The 18,432-nt window shown below is 59.9% G+C and carries 13 protein-coding genes; 8 read left to right on the top strand and 5 right to left on the bottom strand.

The genetic code is table 11. The annotated features are described in order from the left end of the window. Positions 1–49 precede the first annotated feature (49 nt). Positions 50–6,934 (bottom strand): NEL-type E3 ubiquitin ligase domain-containing protein, encoded by a 6,885-nt coding sequence (locus HU715_RS06205; protein WP_186706675.1) that lies wholly within the window; start codon positions 6,932–6,934, stop codon positions 50–52. Between the two features lie 171 nt (positions 6,935–7,105). Between HU715_RS06205 and HU715_RS06200 the strand changes: the two genes are divergently transcribed. The 3 genes from HU715_RS06200 (at position 7,106) to HU715_RS06190 (ending at position 10,005) form a co-directional block, all read left to right on the top strand. Beyond that, a complete protein-coding gene (locus tag HU715_RS06200; RefSeq protein WP_092255470.1) occupies positions 7,106–7,324 on the top strand; it encodes a DUF2970 domain-containing protein in 219 nt (72 codons plus the stop codon). A gap of 544 nt (positions 7,325–7,868) precedes the next feature. Beyond that, positions 7,869–9,527 carry a nitrite/sulfite reductase gene (locus HU715_RS06195; protein WP_186706674.1) on the top strand — a complete coding sequence of 553 codons (1,659 nt, stop codon included), beginning with the start codon at positions 7,869–7,871 and terminating at the stop codon, positions 9,525–9,527. Continuing rightward, complete coding sequence (locus HU715_RS06190) at positions 9,511–10,005, top strand: DUF934 domain-containing protein (protein WP_123413203.1); 495 nt, start codon at positions 9,511–9,513, stop codon at positions 10,003–10,005. Before HU715_RS06195 ends, HU715_RS06190 begins: the two co-directional genes overlap by 17 nt. A gap of 221 nt (positions 10,006–10,226) precedes the next feature. Here the strand turns inward: HU715_RS06190 and sohB are convergent, their stop codons facing one another. Further along, positions 10,227–11,258, bottom strand: a complete 1,032-nt coding sequence (gene sohB, locus HU715_RS06185; protein WP_186706673.1) for a protease SohB — start codon at positions 11,256–11,258, stop codon at positions 10,227–10,229. Positions 11,259–11,484: 226 nt separating this feature from the next. Here sohB and HU715_RS06180 point away from each other — a divergent pair, with 226 nt between their 5' ends. The 4 genes from HU715_RS06180 to HU715_RS06165 all read left to right on the top strand — a co-directional run bounded on the left by HU715_RS06180 (position 11,485) and on the right by HU715_RS06165 (position 15,510). After that, the gene (locus HU715_RS06180) at positions 11,485–12,195 is read left to right on the top strand and encodes a histidine phosphatase family protein (RefSeq protein ID WP_186706672.1); all 711 of its coding nucleotides are present in this window, start codon (positions 11,485–11,487) and stop codon (positions 12,193–12,195) included. Positions 12,196–12,246: 51 nt separating this feature from the next. Further along, positions 12,247–12,561: an SCP2 sterol-binding domain-containing protein gene (locus HU715_RS06175; RefSeq protein ID WP_186706671.1), complete on the top strand. Its 315-nt coding sequence runs from the start codon at positions 12,247–12,249 to the stop codon at positions 12,559–12,561. A gap of 214 nt (positions 12,562–12,775) precedes the next feature. Then, the gene (locus tag HU715_RS06170) at positions 12,776–14,494 is read left to right on the top strand and encodes a hydrogenase maturation protein (protein ID WP_186706670.1); all 1,719 of its coding nucleotides are present in this window, start codon (positions 12,776–12,778) and stop codon (positions 14,492–14,494) included. A gap of 152 nt (positions 14,495–14,646) precedes the next feature. Then, positions 14,647–15,510 (top strand): LysR family transcriptional regulator, encoded by an 864-nt coding sequence (locus tag HU715_RS06165; RefSeq protein WP_186706703.1) that lies wholly within the window; start codon positions 14,647–14,649, stop codon positions 15,508–15,510. 191 nt (positions 15,511–15,701) lie between these two features. Here the strand turns inward: HU715_RS06165 and HU715_RS06160 are convergent, their stop codons facing one another. Then, a complete protein-coding gene (locus tag HU715_RS06160; RefSeq protein ID WP_186706669.1) occupies positions 15,702–15,935 on the bottom strand; it encodes an HP1242/YdcH family protein in 234 nt (77 codons plus the stop codon). 217 nt (positions 15,936–16,152) lie between these two features. On the opposite strand from HU715_RS06160, the gene HU715_RS06155 reads away from it, so the two are divergent. Next, positions 16,153–16,674, top strand: coding sequence for a DUF4142 domain-containing protein (locus HU715_RS06155; RefSeq protein WP_186706668.1), 522 nt, complete (start codon positions 16,153–16,155; stop codon positions 16,672–16,674). 98 nt (positions 16,675–16,772) lie between these two features. Here the strand turns inward: HU715_RS06155 and HU715_RS06150 are convergent, their stop codons facing one another. Beyond that, positions 16,773–17,558, bottom strand: coding sequence for a pyrroline-5-carboxylate reductase family protein (locus tag HU715_RS06150; RefSeq protein WP_186706667.1), 786 nt, complete (start codon positions 17,556–17,558; stop codon positions 16,773–16,775). Beyond that, the gene (locus tag HU715_RS06145; RefSeq protein ID WP_186706666.1) at positions 17,548–18,252 is read right to left on the bottom strand and encodes a TetR/AcrR family transcriptional regulator; all 705 of its coding nucleotides are present in this window, start codon (positions 18,250–18,252) and stop codon (positions 17,548–17,550) included. Before HU715_RS06145 ends, HU715_RS06150 begins: the two co-directional genes overlap by 11 nt. Between the last annotated feature and the right edge of the window lie 180 nt (positions 18,253–18,432).

Here is an 18,432-nt window from a genome sequence, read left to right as displayed (position 1 = left end):
TCGACGACACAGGCATCGACAGATCGGCCTTTGTATCCCCAGCAGCGCATCAGTTGCGGTGGGACGGTCCGGGTTGGGGTGATCGAGTACCGAACTGATCCGCTCCAGGCACGATGCTTCGCAAATCGTTCAATTCTCTTCGCGTCAGCTCAACCAGTTTGTCCGTGCGCAGGGCATCGATCGTTCTTCCCAACGCGTTGAGTTCCAAGTTGTACTGCTGCGTATCGATTCCGCCGTCAGCCCGGCGATCCTCCAATGCGTCCAGGAGTTCGTGGCGCCTGGTGTCGACAGCATTAGCGATGTCGCTCATTTGTTCTGGATGCCGCTCCTGCAGGTAGCTCGTCCAGTAGTCACGCGACGTCATGCTCACCAATAGCGCATCGCTGCGCTCTGCCTCAAGAATCGAGTTGCGCGTGCGCGCCGCCAGTTCTCCAGAGATCGGTGCGCCAAAAGCCATGTGCGTAGGCTGCCCCGGCAAATCGATACCGTCGCCCCATCCGCTCGTCAGGCCAATGCGATAGCGAAGGCGCATCTCCGCCCGATCCCTGCCTTGACCAGCCGCTTCGGCCAACGTCTCGACCCGCTCCAGTCGGAACAACTGCCGCGACAAGCGCAGCAATGCCTGGCCCCTGAGCATCGGGCGGTCCAATGGAATATCACGCAAGCATTGAAAGACAAACACTCGGACTTCCAGCTCGCTGAACGTCAAGATGCGGCCATCGATGCAGGTCCCGTGGGTTTCGGCTTCCCGAAACAGCAACTGGCGCAGCTCGCTGTTTTCGCTGGCAGCTTCCATGACGTTCCATACCCGTCGCGTCAGTTCTGCCCGGTTAAATCTGAAATCGAACGTGTCTGCCAACAGACCCAACAATTGGAAGAAGCGCTCGTGATCATTTTCTTCGGCCAACTGCGTCCAGATTCTTTGCCGAACCGTGACCTGCTCACCGTCAGCCCCCACCAGCCAGGGTGCCAACGCCTCGGTCGACGCATCGCCCGAAGGATCGAGAAGGGGTTCGACCGGAGCGACTGCGGCATGGATATCGTTACGGACATTGCCGCCTGCGCCGCCATCGGAGTCGTCATCAAAATCGGACATGTCGCCTTGCGGCGCCTCTGACAGGGCAATCAGGCCATCGATTTCGTCTCGGGAAAAACCCAAGACTTCCTCGCGGTCGCTCCGTTCAAGGTAATCCCTGAGTTCATAAAACACTTCGCGGGAAAGGTATTCGTTATCGTTGAGATCCATTCCGTCCAGCAGTCTCTGGTGAGTGACCTCCAGCAGCCCCGCCGGAAGATCCGTAAACTCGTTGCCGCTCAAGTTCAGATTCTCCAGCGCCTGGGCATCCAATAGATGGCTGGGCCAGTTTCCGATTTCGTTATAGCTGAGATCCAGCGCTTCGATCTGGCCAAAATCGGGAGGATCGAACGTATCCAGTCTATTCATGGAAAGGTTAAGCGAACGCAGGCGGCCGTGAGTCAATAACGGGTAAGCCGCTGCGGGGGGCAAGTCGTTATAACCGAACCCCAGGTGCTCCAGTTGCTCCATTTGCAAGACAGCATTCGGTACGGCGCTCAGTCCATTGCCGCCCAGGTCCAATCGGTTCAGATGGGGAAAAGCGCCCAGGAAACCGTTTGAACCTTGTTCAGTCAACAGGACTCCTGACAGGTCCAGCGTCGTCACGCCAGGAAATGGCTCAATCAGTTCAGGCAAGTCGCCCAGTTGCAGGCCATGCAGACTGAGTGTTTGTCCTGCCCCATTGTGGCGTATCAGTCCCTCTTGCCAAACCTCACGGATGCTCTTGGCCGCCAGCGCGCGGCTTTGCGCGGAAACGGTGCCCCCTGCGACTCGGACTTCTCTGGTGAAGAGCCAGTCATTCAACCGACGAGTCAGCGAGACACACGATTGGTGCCACTGGCTGACCTGGTCGTCGATCTGCGTCTCGGTCATCCCGTTTTCACGCCATTGCCCGAGCTTCAGGGCTGCCTGTTCCCGGGTCAGGATCGGATCCAGCCGCTGCAGGCGCAGTTCGCGTCCCGCATCCCCCTCGACCACGGCCAACGCCTCGGGCGGCGGTAATAGAAGTTGAGCGATCGACCAGCTTGTTTCCGTCGGCGGGAATTGATCCGGTACAGACTCCTTGGCAAATCGGGCCAATGCCCCATGGGGAAGCCCTCTTGCATCTTCGACTCGCTGATATGCCGCACCCAAGGCTGCCTCGCCATCAGGGCTGGAGAGGTTACCGTCCAAATGGGTCTTTAACAGGACTTCATCATTGGACAGCACGGTTGGCGGGAATGACTGCAGTTGGTTATCCCGCAAGTCAAGCCAGGAAAGCTGCGTCAGGTTCTCGGCACCGGTTGGCCAAGCCCGCAACCGGGTGGCTTTGAGGCCCAGTGCCTTGAGCCGGGTCAAGGCACTGACATCAAGACTCTCGAGCGGGTTGTTTTCCAGATTCAGTTGCTCAAGCATCGTCAACCCATTGAACTGCGCCTGAACAGTGGGAGTGACGAGCAGGTTGTTGTTGCGCATATCGAGTTGCGTCAAGGCTGGCAAGTCTTCGGCGTCGAAAGGCAGCTCGGTGAAGCCGTTGCCGCTTATTTCCAATGTTCGCGTACCGCTGAATGCCCTGAAAAAGTTGCGCGCCTGCTGGGAGGAAACATCCAGCGATCCCAAGCGCAGCGTTTCTACGTGGGAAAAGCTTGCGGGCGGCAACGCTGGAAGCGCCGCAAACTTCTTACCGGGAAGAGCAGACCCGGAAACCGGCAGCTCAAACAAGGAGCCGCCTGCGGTCGGCAAACCCAGGCGTTGGCGTACAGCGCTGCGCCAGCTGCCTCGCAACGCTCGAAACAACAGACCTCCGCTCTCCCACCACACTGGGGAAAGTATGGCGTATGACAAATCTTCCGCTCCCGTCGGCTCAAAAAACTGCGCAAAGATTCCATCGTGTTCCGCCCTGAGTGCTTCTACCGCAGCAAATCGTTCCTGAGGAGTATTGGAGGCACTGTCAAACGTCACGGGCAGGCGCCCGAAAGACTCAGCCTCCCCGACGAGCGAGCGCAATTGCCCGCGACAGTAGCCGTCCACCATTTGATCCACGTCCACCAAATGGCCGAATGCTCCCGAGTATTCACTGACGTACCGGTAGGCGCGCGAGAACGCTTGCGGAGTCAGCTCTGACCAATTCAGCGATAGCCCGGCCCACAACTTTTCGTGCCCTTCGAATAGTGCATCCGGCAACGTACGTATCGATGTGCGCGCCAGGTCCAGACGTTCGAGCCGGGGAAGACGCTGCACGTATTCAGGCCATTGCGATAACGTTTGAGGCGCCTCGATTTTCAACGTACGCAAACGGCTCAATGGTGTCAGGTCAAGGTTGTGCATGGCGGTCTGATCGAAACCTGAGTAATCGATGTGCAGCACTTCCAGCGAAGTCAGGGAAGAGAGCCTTTGTGGAAAACTCTCGGCCAGCGAGACAGCGGCGCTGGAGAACCGCAAGTGGGTGAGTCCTGGCATCTGGCTCACCGAGTGCGGCAGGGTGGTCAACGGTGGGTGCCCGAAAGACAGATCGAGGAATCCGGATTCCCTGAGGCCAATCTCCAATTTCGTGATCCCAGGGAAAAGTGCCAGGAAGGCATCCGCATTGGCGTCTGTCATGCCGCCGCCGAACACCGACAATTCCCGTACATGCGCAAAATGGGTGGCTATTGGGGGCAGCGGCACCTCACAGGAAAGCACCAGCCGCGCGCCTTCGGGGGATTCTTCCGCTAACGGGCGATTGCGCCAACAGTCCCTGAGCGCCTGGGCAAATCGATATCTGTGAACCTCGGCCGGGCTGCCCACCGTCTCGTCCAGCCATCGTTCAAGCGTGCCATCTAGCAACTCCCATTCGCGCTGGCGCGTTTGCAGTTCCAAATAGATCTGCCGTTCTGTCTTGCCCCGTTGTTGCCTGATAAACGCCTCGGCTTGCTGTTCGCTGGGATAAAGCGCCTCCACCCGCGCTTCAATGGAAGGGTGCATTCCCCTGCCCCGGCCGCTCGCGTAATACCCCTTGAGCGTTGCGCTCACGCGAACCGGTGGCTTGAAGCGCTTGGCGGGGGTTTCAAGCAGCTGTGTCATATCCCCACGATGCAAGTAGGCGTAATCGATGATCATGCGTTGCAGCTCGGGGCCTTGAGCATCTGGAAGCCCCAGTGCGGAACTCGCGCCATCGGGCAAAGCATGCAGGATCGCGTCGTAGAAGCTGCCGCCCCGCCAGGACACACTATCAAAAACTTCCCCAAGCTCGTTGAATGCGTAGTAGCGAGGTCCGTTTTTGATCAGGTACGTTTTCTCAGGCGCACTCTTGTCGCCGATGCTTTCAAGCAACGCACCCGTGTTGCTTCCCTCGCGCACTTCCAAACGCAGCGTACTCGGCCAGCCTGGTAGTCTTTCCAGGGCGTGCAATGCCAGGCGGCGACTGTCAGCCGAAACGATGTTGTCGCTGTGCAATCCCGCATACGCACGAACCTGGCGTCCTTGCCGTGCGTACCAGCGAGCCTCTTCCAGCATGTTCAGCGGCGCACGTCGCCTTGCATCGAGACGGGCAAGATCCGCAACGCTACCGTGGGCGATAACCTCCTGGGCGGCGGCCTCGCTGAGGCCGGGACACTCACGCTGCAAAATCCTGACGCGACCGTCCACAGGTTCCGTGCCCTTGTAGAGGCTTTCGAAAATCTGCTGCCGGGTGAGCGCTCCCAATCCTGCTGGATCTTGTGACGGGGCAATCACCTTACCTGCCTCGGCATCCGCCTTGAACAGGCGCATCGCATCCCTCAACTCAGGAGGTGGCATTGCATTGTCCATGTGCATTTTACGCAGCGCGTTGTCGCTGACGCCGCTGACATCGGCGAGCCTGAGCAGCATCTCATCCGAAAACACGGCGGTTTCATGGCCCATGCGCCTGAGCAGCGTCAGGCGATCCCAAGTCATTGGCCGCTCCAATGAATGCCGCCAGGCTCCGGTGCCGTTATGCTCGAGGATGGGTTGATACGCCGCAGCGTCCGTCGGATGCTTGATGCGCCATTTGTGGATCGACTCATCGAAAAACTGCTCGTAGACCTTTCCCTGCAGACGGATGCAGGTCATCCCACCCACTACGTATTGTCCCTGAGCGTTCGGAGCGTTCGTGTCGGAGAGCGTTACTTGGCTTTCATAGCGCCTCAGGTCCGGCTTCCACAGGCGGGTTTCGCCATTGGGCAAGGTCACGGACTCAAGGTGCTCGATCACGGGTTCGGGCTTGATTGCGGCGAGCTTGCCGACCGCGGCGCCCACACCGGCCATCACGCCCATCAACGCCAGATTTTCCGCGAGATCGATCAAGTGAGCCCTGGCTGCCCGTTTGTCGCCCTCCCCCCACTCGACTGCGCCTTCAAGGGTTTCGTACAACAGCTGTCCCGCCATGACCACCATCATGGCCTCGCCCAACACCGGAATGAACATGGACAAAACGTTCACGGTGCTGAGCCCTATTTGCAATAGGCTGGCCAGTTTCTCTTGCCTGGTCTTGGCGTCGACATCCTCCGTGGGGACCGCATGACTGCGCGCATCGGCCAGCACCTTTTCACGGTGTTGCTCATAGAGGTACTGCCACGGATCAAGGTTATCGGCCCACAACGTTCGGCCTTTCTGCGGCCACGTCGAAGGGGCGATGTAGGGATCTGGCTCGCGCGTTGCCTTTGAGGGATCGGGAGGGATACCCGGGAGGTGAATCATCAGCGAAGAGGGCATCAAGGGTTCGAAAATACCCATCCATGGCGCAGGCAATTGGAGGCTGGGCAGGCCGTCCGCTTCCTGGATGAATTGGCTGAAGTAATAAGGCTGTTTGCCGTAGGGCACGAATCGACTGAAAAAACGCTGATAAGGTGTCGGGGCAATATTCTGCGATTGCCCGGTATCGGGCGTGGTGAGCAATTGCTTGAAGCGTGTTTCAAGCTGGTCGCCATCGTAACGCTTCAGCGGATGCTCAGGGTCATGGGGCACGTATAGGATCACTTCATCGCTGTAGCGATGAAGTTCACAAATCGAAAACGCAACACAACCCACCAGTCTCTGTTTCATCAGGGACAGGTCTTCGAACCAGACCGGCTTCCCGCCGATCCAAGGGTCATTTTCACCCTCGATGACCGAAAGGATCATCGCGTGATCCCCTGGCTCGATATCCCCTGCCAACACTGCTTGCTCGGCTGCGGCCCTCATCGCAGCTTTCTGGCTGGCAATGAAGCGCTGGCGAAGCGCCGTTTCGGTCGCCGCGTCAGCCGGGTAGAAAAATGACTTGAGGTAGGCTTGGTATTTCGCGCCAATATCCAGGGTGCGGCACAGGGTGAGGAATTGACCGACCGACACGTTCAACGCCACGGGCGCAAAAGTGCCAGGCTTGTCCGTCTCTACGACAAATCCTGACGTTTCATGATAGGCGCCGTGCTCGCATTCCCAACTTTCGAAGTTGTGCAGCGCAACTTGCAGCATGGGCAACCTGAACAATGTGAACGAAGAAATCTCCACCTTGACCACGGTTGTTTCCCAGGGCCGTGTCAGGTGCAGCAAAGTCTTGTCGACATCCACCTCTGTCTCGAACTGATCTTTCAGTGCCTGGATCAACAGCGGCCTGGCGAACGTGTCGATGTCCAGGAACGACGACAGGGTTGTGTCCAGTTGATTCTGCGCTACGACACTTTGCTTGAAGCAGGCATCCACGACCTTGCGCTGCTCTGGCGAAGCGTTCGCATACCAGGCCGGCATCTGCGTTGCGACTTGCCTTATCGCCTGCCTGCGTTGCGTCGAAGCCTCTATCAGCCATGCAGGCATGGCAGCTTCCAGGAAGTCCGCGTGCAGACTTTCCGTGGCTTGCGGTTTTGACTGTGCTTTTTCCGGGTTCTGTGTGGGATCCGTCGGCATACATCGCTCCTTTGAATGAAGCGACAGCAGACCAGCTCGACTAACCGCACTGGCGGTACATAGTTATAGGCCCTTGGAAACTTGTGTAACGAAAGGCAAAAGCAATCGAATTCATCCACACAGGCGCGGCTTGACTATGCTTGGAGCGACGCGACTTTCAACGAGGGATTTATGGACGATCCAGTGGACAACAAACCGCCAACCCTGCTTCAGATGATGCACAGCGTGCTGGCTGCGGCCTTCGGCGTGCAAAGCGGCAAGAACCGCGCCCGGGATTTCACCCACGGCAAGCCGAGCCACTTCGTGATATTGGGGATCACGTTCACGGTGATCTTCGCCTTGACGTTGTTTGGCATCGTCAAGCTGGTGGTGCATCTGGCGGGGTTGTAGCGCTATTTACCTGGGACGCACAACCTTGTGGGAGCGGGCTTGCTCGCGAAAGCGTTGGTTCAGTCACTGTCGATGTTGACTGCCACACCGTCTTCGCGAGCAAGCCCGCTCCCACATTGGCTATTGCGTTGACGACAAATTACTGATGACTGACCCAGAACACCGCCGTGCCCACCACCAGGATAATCAGGAACAAAATGGCCCAGGCATCAACGGTACTGTCGCTTTTCCTTGCTTTGGTCGGATTGCTCATTGCATCGCCTCTTGTCGGTTTTGTAGGTGATTGCATAGGGACTCGACCACAGTTAAGACGATGATTGCCCGTACGACAAATGTGGGTTAGGCAATAATCAGTCTCATTAGTCGATTTGGTTCTTTACATATACTCAAACATCACTTTTGCGCATAACTCAAAACAGGTATCTTGCACCGGCTCCTCTAGGAGTGCGCGGCCGTGCGCGCAGAATTGCCGAGGCAGAACCCGATTCCAGCGAGCCAACATGCAGCTGTTTCTGATCGGCCCAAGCCTGAGACCGAGACTTATATGTACGTATATGACGAGTACGATCAGCGAATCATCGAGGACCGCGTCAAGCAGTTCCGTGATCAGACCCGACGCTATCTGGCAGGCGAGCTGAGCGAAGAAGAATTCCGCCCTCTGCGCCTGCAGAATGGCCTGTATATCCAGCGCTTCGCCCCGATGCTGCGCGTGGCTGTGCCTTATGGCCAGTTGACCTCGCGCCAGGTGCGCAAGCTGGCGCAGATTGCCCGCGACTACGACAAGGGCTATGCCCACATCAGTACCCGGCAGAACGTCCAGTACAACTGGCCGGCCCTGGAAGACGTGCCTGAGATCCTGGCCGAACTGGCCACCGTGCAGATGCACGCGATCCAGACCAGCGGCAACTGCCTGCGCAACGTCACCACCGACCAGTTCGCCGGTGTCGCGGCCGACGAGTTGATCGACCCGCGCCCTTGGTGCGAAATCGTTCGCCAGTGGACGACGTTCCACCCGGAATTCGCCTACCTGCCGCGCAAGTTCAAGATCGCCATCAACGGCTCGACCTCGGACCGTGCGGCCATCGAAGTCCATGACATCGGCCTGGAGACGGTCTACAACGCCGCCGGCGAGCTGGGCTTCCGTGTGCTGGTGGGCGGCGGCCTGGGGCGTACCCCGGTGGTCGGCGCATTCATCAACGAGTTCCTGCCGTGGCAGGACCTGCTGAGCTACCTCGACGCCATCCTGCGGGTGTACAACCGCTATGGCCGTCGCGACAACAAGTACAAGGCGCGGATCAAGATCCTGGTCAAGGCCCTGACGCCGGAAGTGTTCGCCGAGAAGGTCGAGGCCGAGATGGCTCACCTGCGTGGCGGCCAGACCACCCTGACCGAAGCCGAAGTGCATCGCGTCGCCAAGCACTTCGTCGACCCGCAGTACAAGGCGCTGGCCAATCAGGACGCCGAACTGGCTGCCCTCGACAAGGAACACCCGGGTTTCGCCCGCTGGCGCACCCGCAACACCCTGGCCCACAAGAAGCCGGGTTATGTCGCGGTGACCTTGTCCCTGAAACCGACCGGCGTCGCGCCGGGCGACATCACCGACAAGCAACTGGACGCCGTCGCCGACCTGGCCGAGCGCTACAGCTTCGGCCAACTGCGCACTTCCCACGAGCAGAACATCATCCTGGCAGACGTTGAACAGAGCCAGTTGTTCACCTTGTGGGGCGAGCTGCGTGAGCAAGGTTTCGCCACGCCGAACATCGGCCTGCTGACCGACATGATCTGCTGCCCGGGCGGCGATTTCTGCTCCCTGGCCAACGCCAAGTCGATCCCTATCGCCGAATCGATCCAGCGTCGTTTCGACGACCTGGACTACCTGTTCGACATCGGCGAGCTGGACCTGAACATTTCCGGTTGCATGAACGCCTGTGGTCACCACCACGTCGGCCATATCGGCATCCTGGGCGTGGACAAGAAAGGCGAAGAGTTCTACCAGGTCTCCCTGGGCGGCAGCGGTAGCCGCGACGCCAGCCTGGGCAAGATCCTCGGCCCGTCGTTTGCCCAGGACGACATGCCTGACGTGATCGAGAAGCTGATCGACGTGTACATCGAACAGCGTACCCCGGACGAGCGCTTCATCGACACTTACCAACGTATTGGCATCGACCTCTTCAAGGAACGCGTCTATGCAGCGAATCATTAAGAACAACGAGGTCATCGACGAAACCTGGCACCTGCTGCCCAAGGACGCGAGTTTCGATGGCATCTCCAACTGTGACGACCTGATCGTGCCCCTGGCCCTGTGGCGCGATCATGCCCACGCCCTCAAGGCTCGCGACGGCGGCCTGGGTGTGTGGCTGGACGCCGACGAGGAAGCCGAGGAAATCGGTGATGATGCCAACCAGTTGCAGGTCATCGCCCTGAACTTCCCTGCATTCACCGATGGGCGCAGCTACTCCAACGCCCGCCTGTTGCGTGATCGCTATGGTTTCAAGGGTGAACTGCGGGCCATTGGCGACGTACTGCGCGACCAGTTGTTCTACATGCGCCGTTGCGGTTTCGACGCCTTCGCCTTGCGCGCGGACAAAGACCCCTATGAAGCCCTCGAAAGCCTCAAGGACTTCTCGGTGACCTACCAGGCCGCCACTGACGAACCGCTGCCGCTGTTCCGTCGTCGCTGAAACCTGATACACAAAAAAGCCCTGATCCGGGTGTGCCGGTTCAGGGCTTTTTTGTTGATGGATGATCGATGCCCAGCCACCTCGGAATCACTGTGGGAGCGGGCTTGCTCGCGAAAGCGGCGGCACATTCAACACCCTCTATTCAGACACACCGCCTTCGCGAGCAAGCCCGCTCCCACAAGGGAATGGCGGTGAGTCGAATGCTCAGCGCCCCCCCCGAATTACCAGAACCGTTGCTGGGTCAGGCGGCTCCACCAACTGAGCAGCACACGATCCACCGAACCGCTGGCGGCCATGCCGATGCGTTCCTGCAGGCTTTTGCGTTCGGCGTAGTGCAGGTGGTACAGCTCGGCACCCTTGGCCCGTTCGGCCAGGTACTCGTCGCTGGTTTTCAGCTCGTCCACCAAGCGCTTGTCCAGCGCCGCGACACCCAGCCAGACTTCACCTGTCGCCACTTCATCGATGGCCAATTGCGGACGATAGTTGGACACGAAGTTCTTGAACAGCTCATGGGTGATGTCCAGGTCTTCCTGGAACTTCTCCCGGCCCTTCTCGGTATTTTCGCCGAACACGGTCAACGTGCGTTTGTATTCGCCGGCCGTCAACACTTCGAAATCGATGTCGTGTTTCTTCAGCAGACGGTTGACGTTGGGCAATTGCGCGACGACGCCGATGGAACCCAGGATCGCGAAGGGCGCGCTGATGATCTTCTCGCCGATGCACGCCATCATGTAGCCGCCGCTGGCCGCGACCTTGTCGATACAGACGGTCAGCGGCACGCCGGCCTGACGGATCCGCGCCAGTTGCGACGACGCCAGGCCGTAGCTGTGGACCATGCCGCCGCCGCTTTCCAGGCGCAATACCACTTCATCCTTCGGCGTCGCCAGGGTCAGCAATGCGGTAATTTCGTGACGCAGGCTCTCGGTGGCCGAGGCCTTGATGTCACCGTCGAAGTCCAGCACGAACACTCGGGGCTTGGTCGCCGGCTTGTCCTTGTTTTTCTTCCCGGCCTTTTCAGCCTTGCCTTCGGCCTTGCGCAGCGTCTTGAGCTGATCCTTGTCCAGCAGCGTCTGTTCCAGGCGCTCGCGCAGCCCCTTGTAGAAATCGTTGAGTTTGCTCACCTGCAACTGGCCGGCCGACTTGCGCCGCCCCTTGCTGCGCAGCGCAGCAAAACTGGCCAGCACCACCAGGATGGCGATCACCAGCGTCACGGTCTTGGCCAGGAAACCGGCGTATTCGATGAAAAACTCCACAGCAACTCCTTAAATGCAATGCGCCACTGAACGCAGGCGCGTAACGGTCCCAGCATACCCATGCGCCTGCGTCGCGACCAGCCAAGAAACCTATGGTTACCTTGACGCGAGCGCGACAGGGCAAGGCTGCAACAGGCATTTCAAACAAGCGTATGTTTTTTCATTGACAGCTCACCGCCATCCCCATAACCTCGCCAAACCTTCAACGTACCGGGATGACGCGGACGTGGGCAGTATCTATCTGATTCGACATGGCCAGGCCTCCTTTGGTGCGGACGACTACGATGTCCTCTCGCCCAATGGCGTACGCCAGGCGCAAGTGCTCGGCGGCCACCTCGCCGAGCTTGGTGTCGTATTCGATCGCTGCCTCTCGGGTGACCTGCGTCGCCAACAGGATACCGCCGTCGGCGCGCTGGGCCAGATTTCTGCCGCCGGCCTGCCGGTCCCCGAGCTGGAGATCGACGCCGCGTTCAACGAGTTCGACGCCGACGCGGTCATTCGTGCCCTGTTGCCAGACATGCTCCCCGAGGAGCCCGAGGCGCTGCATATCCTGCGCAACGCTGCGCAGAACCGCGCCGAGTTCCAGCGCATCTTTGCGCTGATCGTCGAACGCTGGCTCAGCGGCCGGTATGACCCGCCAGGCCTGGAAAGCTGGCTGGGTTTCGTCGAACGGGTCCAGGCGGGCCTGCAGCGTATCCTGGAGCAAGCCGACAACGCCCACAAGATCGCCGTGTTCACCTCCGGCGGCACCATCACCGCCCTGCTCCACCTGATCACCCGGATACCGGCCCGACAGGCCTTCGAACTGAACTGGCAAATCGTCAACACCTCGCTCAACCACCTGAAATTCAGGGGCCGCGAGGTGGCCCTGGCTTCCTTCAACAGCCATGCCCACCTGCAACTGTTGAAGGCCCCGGACCTCATCACCTTTCGCTGAGTCCGGATTACTGTAGACCCTTGCTGTACCACCCAAATAAGGATCGAAACCATGACCTCCGTAGCCGACGCCGTACAAGCCATGAAAGCCAAGTTCAACCCTGCCGCTGCTGCCGGCCTGGACCTGGTATTCGGTTTCCGCATCGACGATACCAAGCATTTCTCGCTGGTCGTCAAGGACAGCACCTGCGAACTGTTGGAAGGTGAAAACCCGGACGCCCAGGTGACCCTGGTGATGGACGCCGAAACCCTGGAAGGCATCGTCGACGGCAGCACCGACGGCATGCAAGCGTTCATGGGCGGCAAGCTGCGCACCGAAGGCGACATGATGCTGGCCATGAAACTGTCCGAGCTGTTCCCGGCCTGAGATTGAGTTCGCCCTCTGCGCGAACCTTTCGATTGCAAACGAATCCCGCCCCCGTGGCGGGATTCGTGTTTCTGCCTCCCTGATTTCCCACCGCACACAACCTTGATCCCTGTCAGTTCCCGCTTCACCTGCAACCGCTAACGTAACGCTTCCATCAAGGCCAGGGACGGCTCATCGGGAGCCTGCGCCTGCGCATCTCAAGGAAGAGAGATTCATGCCTCCACTGAAAATCGTTCTGCTGTCCAGCGCCTTCAACGGCCTGACCCAACGCGCCTGGCTGGACCTGCGCGAGGCTGGCTATCGCCCCAGCGTGGTGCTGTTCACCGATGCGGCCTCGGTCTGCCGGCAAATCGAAGAAAGCGGCGCCGACCTGGTGATCTGCCCGTTTCTCAAGGACCGTGTACCCAAGCAATTGTGGCGCAACCCACGACGCCCGGTGGTGATCATCCATCCGGGCATTGTTGGTGATCGCGGTGCCAGTGCCCTGGACTGGGCGATCACCCGGCAGCCCGATCGCTGGGGCGTCACAGCCTTGCAGGCGGTGGAGGAAATGGACGCAGGCCCCATCTGGGCCACTCGCGAATTCGACCTGCCCAAGGGCCTGCGCAAATCCGAGCTGTATAACGGCCCGGTCAGCGACGCGGCCATTCATTGCATCCGCGAGGTGGTGAAAAAACACCGCGACGGTTTCGCCCCGGTGCCGCTGGACTATGGCCGCCCTGACGTGATCGGGCGCTTGCAACCGAACATGACCCAGGATGATCGCAGCTTCAGCTGGCACGACAGCAGCGTTTTCATCCAGCGCTGCATCGACGCCGCGGACGGTCAACCCGGTGTGCTCGCCAGCCTGGCCGGCGAACAATTCTACCTGTACGACGCCCATCCGGATGTTCGCCATGGCCTGCCCGGCGAACTGTTGGCCGTGCGTGACGATGCGGTGCTGGTGGCAACAGGGGACGCAAGCCTGTGGATCGGCGCCCTGCGCCGCAAACCGCAACCCGGCGAACAGACGTTCAAACGCCCGGCGCGCCATGTCCTGTCGAACCGCCTCGAAGGCGTCCCGGTGCTTGACAGTTCCCTGGCCCGGCAACCGTTCAGCGACGAGCCTTATCAACCCATTCGCTACCGCGAATGCGGCCATGTGGGGGAGCTGACGTTCGAGTTCTACAACGGGGCGATGAGCACGGAGCAATGCCAGCGCCTGGTGGCGGCACTGCGCTGGGCCAAATCCCGGGACACCCAAGTGCTGTTGATTCGCGGTGGACGCGGCAGCTTTTCCAACGGCGTGCACCTGAACGTGATCCAGGCCGCCGCCGAACCCGGCCTGGAAGCCTGGGCCAACATCCAGGCCATCGACGACGTCTGCCTGGAGTTGTTCAGCGCCCGGCAACTGGTGGTCAGCGGCCTGACGGGAAACGCCGGGGCCGGTGGCGTGATGCTGGCCCTGGCCGCCGATATCGTGCTGGCGCGCCACGACATCGTGCTCAATCCCCACTACGCGACCATGGGCTTGTACGGCTCCGAATACTGGACCTACAGCCTGCCCCGCGCGGTGGGTCCGGACATGGCCTGGAAACTCACCCAGGACTGCCTGCCCATCAGCGCCCTGGAGGCATTGCGCTACGGCATGGTCCAGGAGATCGGCCCGCGTTGCCCCGACGAGTTCGGCCTGTGGCTGCTGCAACGGGCCAACCGCGCACTGCTCGATCCGGCCTACGAAAGCATCCGGGTGCGCAAGGCCGAACGCAGCCTGACGGCGATCCAGGCCTGTCGCGATGACGAACTCGCACAAATGCGCCGCGACATGGTGGACGATCGCCACGGCTTCGCCGACAAGTGCCGTCGTTTCGTCTTCAAGCACAAGGCCTGCCGTACACCCGAACGCCTGGTTGCACCTTGGGCACGGGCGGCACAACCCCAAGCCGTCGAATAACAGCCGGCTTCGAGATCATACTGCTCACTCAAGAAGAAGATGACCCCGTGGCGAGGGAGCTTGCTCCCGCTGGGCCGCGAAGCGGCCCCATGACGGTATCAGAGAGGCGCAGCAGCTCTTACAATGCCCGCTTCCCCCGCATCGGCCTGACCATGGACATCGACCTCGCCCGCACCTTCCTGGAAATCGTCCGCCACGGCAGTCTCGCCGCAGCGGCCGAGAAGCTGCACGTGACCCAGACGGCGATCACCGCCCGGGTCCAGAAGCTCGAAAGCCAGCTCGGCTGCGCGCTGTTCGTGCGCAACCGTGCCGGCGCGCGCTTGACCACCGACGGCGAGGCCTTCGTGGTCTACGCCAACCAGCTCGTGCAAACCTGGGAAGCGGCCCGCCGGGACCTGCCATTGCCCGAGGGCTATCGCAACGTCTTGCACCTGGGTGGCGAGGTCAGCCTGTGCAACCCGTTGATGCTGGCCTGGGCCGGTGCACTGCGCGAGAAAATTCCCGGTCATGCCTTGCGCATGGACATCCGCGACGGCGAAAAGCTGCTGCAGCAATTGGAACTGGGGCTGCTGGATGCGGCGGTGGTCTATCAGCCCGAATACTGGCCACGCCTGCAAGTGGAACAATTGCTGGAAGAAAAACTCATCCTGGTGCGCCTGGCCGCCCGTCCCGACCCCTACGTGTACATCGATTGGAGCGCGGATTTCCGACGCCAACACGACACCGCGCTACCGGACAAGGCCAAGGCCGCGGTGACCTTCAACCTCGGTCCCCTGGCCCTGCAATACATCCTCGAAAAGGGTGGCAGCGGCTACTTCCGCACACGGGTCGTGCAGCGCTACCTGGACAGCGGCATCCTGGAGCGGGTGCCCAAGGCGCCGGAGTTCAACTACCCGACCTACCTGGTGTATTCCCGCGATCGAGACTCAGCGGCGTTGCAGCAGGCGTTCGAAGTGCTGCGGGAGATCGTCAGGACTGGCAGCGACTGGTCGCAGCGCTGGGATCCGTTGACCTGACGGTCGGTCGTGCAAGGCTTGGAGAAGGGACTCTGTTCGTGGCGAGGGAGCTCGCTCCCGCTCGACCGGGCTGGCGCCACAGTGCTTAGCGTTCGTAAAAGCCAGGGGCCGCTGCGCAGCCCAACGGGAGCAAGCTCCCTCGCCACAAGAAGCCCTTATCACAAGAAGCCCTCGGCAGATTGCTGCCTGGGCTACCTCTGCATCCGCGCGGCGATCTGGTCCTTGATCTGAAGCCGTTCCTTCTTGAGTGTCTCCAGTGCATCGTCGGGCATTACGGCCGGGGGGCTCTCGGCCTTCACGACCTTGGCATCAAGTTTGGAATATTGCTTGATCAACGCATCGAGACTTTCATCCTCGCGGCGTTTTTTCAGGATGTCTTCTTCTGTGCACTTCAGATCCTGACAAAGATCATGGGACACCGGCATGGAGCACCTCCTTTGTTGGTTCGGTGGCAAGTGCTTTTCATGGCACTGCCTGTCACCAGCATGGCCTTGCCGGTCGGGTTCTGTCGACCGCCAATCCGACCAGCGGTGACCGTTCGTCGTACCGGATCGCTTGGCGATCAAACCTTTGCCTGGGCACAACCCTCCATTGATCAGAGACGACAAGAATCGCTCGTTCAACCTGTGTGGAGACTTACCTATGGACAAATTTACCCTGCGTCAACTCGGCCTGGCAGTTGCCCTGAGTACCAGCATGGGCATGGCATGGGCCGCGACTTCAAATGACTTTGTCGACAACGCGGCGGCCGGTGGCATTGCGGAAATCGAAACCAGCAAACTGGCCCTGGAAAAAAGCCAATCGGCGGACATCAAGGCGTTCGCCAACAAGATGATCACCGACCACACCAAGGCCAATGAAGAGCTGAAGGCGCTGGCTCAGAAACATGACATCCAGGTACCCGACGACACCACGTTGATGAAAAAAGCCAAGGCGAAGATTCTCGACGTGCGCGATGAGTCTTTTGATCCAGCCTTCGCCAACAATCAGGTCAAGGCCCACGAAGAAACCATCGAGCTGTTCAAGAAAGAAGCCAACACCGTTACCGACGACAAGAAAGCTGGCAGTACCGAACTCAAGGCGTTCGCCCAGAAGATGCTGCCGGACCTGCAACATCACCTGGATGAAGCCAAGAAACTTCAGGCTGCTCACCCAAGCAAGTAACGGCAAGCCCGTCCCTTGAGCCGCCATAGGGCTCGCTCAAGAAAAAACGGCGCTTCTTCCAATAGAGGAAGGCGCCGTTTTTGTATCTCGAATTCTTATCAGGCCTGAAGCCCCTTGCGAGCCACCGCGGCGCCGGCCTGCAACGCCCTCCCCACCTGCTCTTCGAAATCCCCCTGGCTCATCACCTGCAAGGCTGCGGCCGTGACGCCCCGATAAGCCACCAAGGCGTCGATCATCTGCTGGGGGTCACGATTGGCCAGCAGTTGGCTGCTGTTGACCACGACATTTTTTGCGGCCATCTGCGCGATGTCGCCAGGTATGCCGGCCAGCATCGCCTGACGGGCCAGGGCCGTCATCAGCAAGGCCGGAAAAGCCGGGCCGGTGCCCGAGAGCGCAGAGAGGTAATCGATGAAGTCCTCTTGCTGGACTTCTGCCGCGGCGCCTACGCATTCGAACACACGCTGCACCAGGTTTTTCGTTGCCGTTCCTACCCCGGCCGAACAATACCAAGGCGTAAAGGACTGCCCGATTTCCACCGCCGCGTTGGGCATCGCCCGCACGATCGCTGAAGCTGACGTCTGCGCTGCAATCATCTGGGCCGTAATCCCGGCCATCAATGAAATCACGATTTTGCCCGTCGCATCGATGCCCAGGCTGGCGAAATGCTCGGGGCGCACCGCGATGATCACGACGTCGCTGCGATCCACCAACCCTTGGTTGTCCGTGACCAGGCGAGCGCCTTGCTCAGCCAACGGATGGTTGCCGGAGCGATTGGAAATGATCAGGTTCCCCGCCGGCACCAGTCCCTTGGCCAGGACCGCCCTGGCAATCGCGCCACCCAACCAGCCGGTGCCGCCAATGATCCCCAAGGTTTTATTGATCATCGGCATTGCCTTCGAAAGTGTCCGTCAACGGAACGAAGACCCCGGGCTCTTTTTCGGCATAGCCGAACTTCCCGTAGAAACGATCCAACTCACGCTGTTTGGGGACCTTGCCGGTAAAGATGCTCACGTAATGTGGGATGCGCTGGAAGCGCACGGTGATCAGCTCCGTGGTGTTCATGGTGATGTAGCCGATCTGCGTCAGGTAGATCGTTCGGGCCCGTGCATCCGCCCCTTGGGTGTCGTAGCCAAAGCGCTTGAACATGCTCGCCAGGGCATTCATGCGCTGCTCGTCCACCACCGCCACCTCCTGGGCCACCTCAGCGGACTGAAGCGCCCAACTGCGCACGGCGAACTCGAATTGCGAGTCGAACAATTGCGGATTGAGCCAGCACTCGAACACATTCAGGATCGCCTCGGAAATGCTTTCGGCATAGCTTTCACTTTGCCGTATGAGCCCCCCTGTATTGGTCTCCCGCCAACGCGACAGCAACGCCGCCAGCAGTTGCTCGCGATCCTCGAAAAACCAGTAGAAGCTGGTGCGTGACAAGCCCAGGCGCTTGGCCAGCGGCATGACCCGCACCGCATCGATGCCCGACTCCTTGAGGGCCTCATAGGCCGCTTCCAGCCAACCCTCCGGCGAGCCCCGCCAGCCTGCGTCCTGGGCCTTGCCACGTGCCTTTCCTACCTGGGGCATCCTGCTTACCTTCTTCAATCATGCGTAGCGCGAATGTACTTGGATGACCGCTGAATGTACACCCAAGTACATTTAATCGACTTTTTTGGCCCAGAAGTGGCGAATTATTGATGATAAAAACTCATGAGGCACTGATTTAAAATGGTTTGTCAGCCAAAGGCACCTGGATAACTATCTCCC

It is taken from the genome of Pseudomonas zanjanensis (assembly GCF_014268745.2).
Taxonomy (GTDB): Bacteria; Pseudomonadota; Gammaproteobacteria; order Pseudomonadales; family Pseudomonadaceae; genus Aquipseudomonas; species Aquipseudomonas zanjanensis.
The sequence above is the reverse complement of the archived record's forward strand: the minus strand, read 5'-3'. Positions and strand labels throughout refer to the sequence as shown.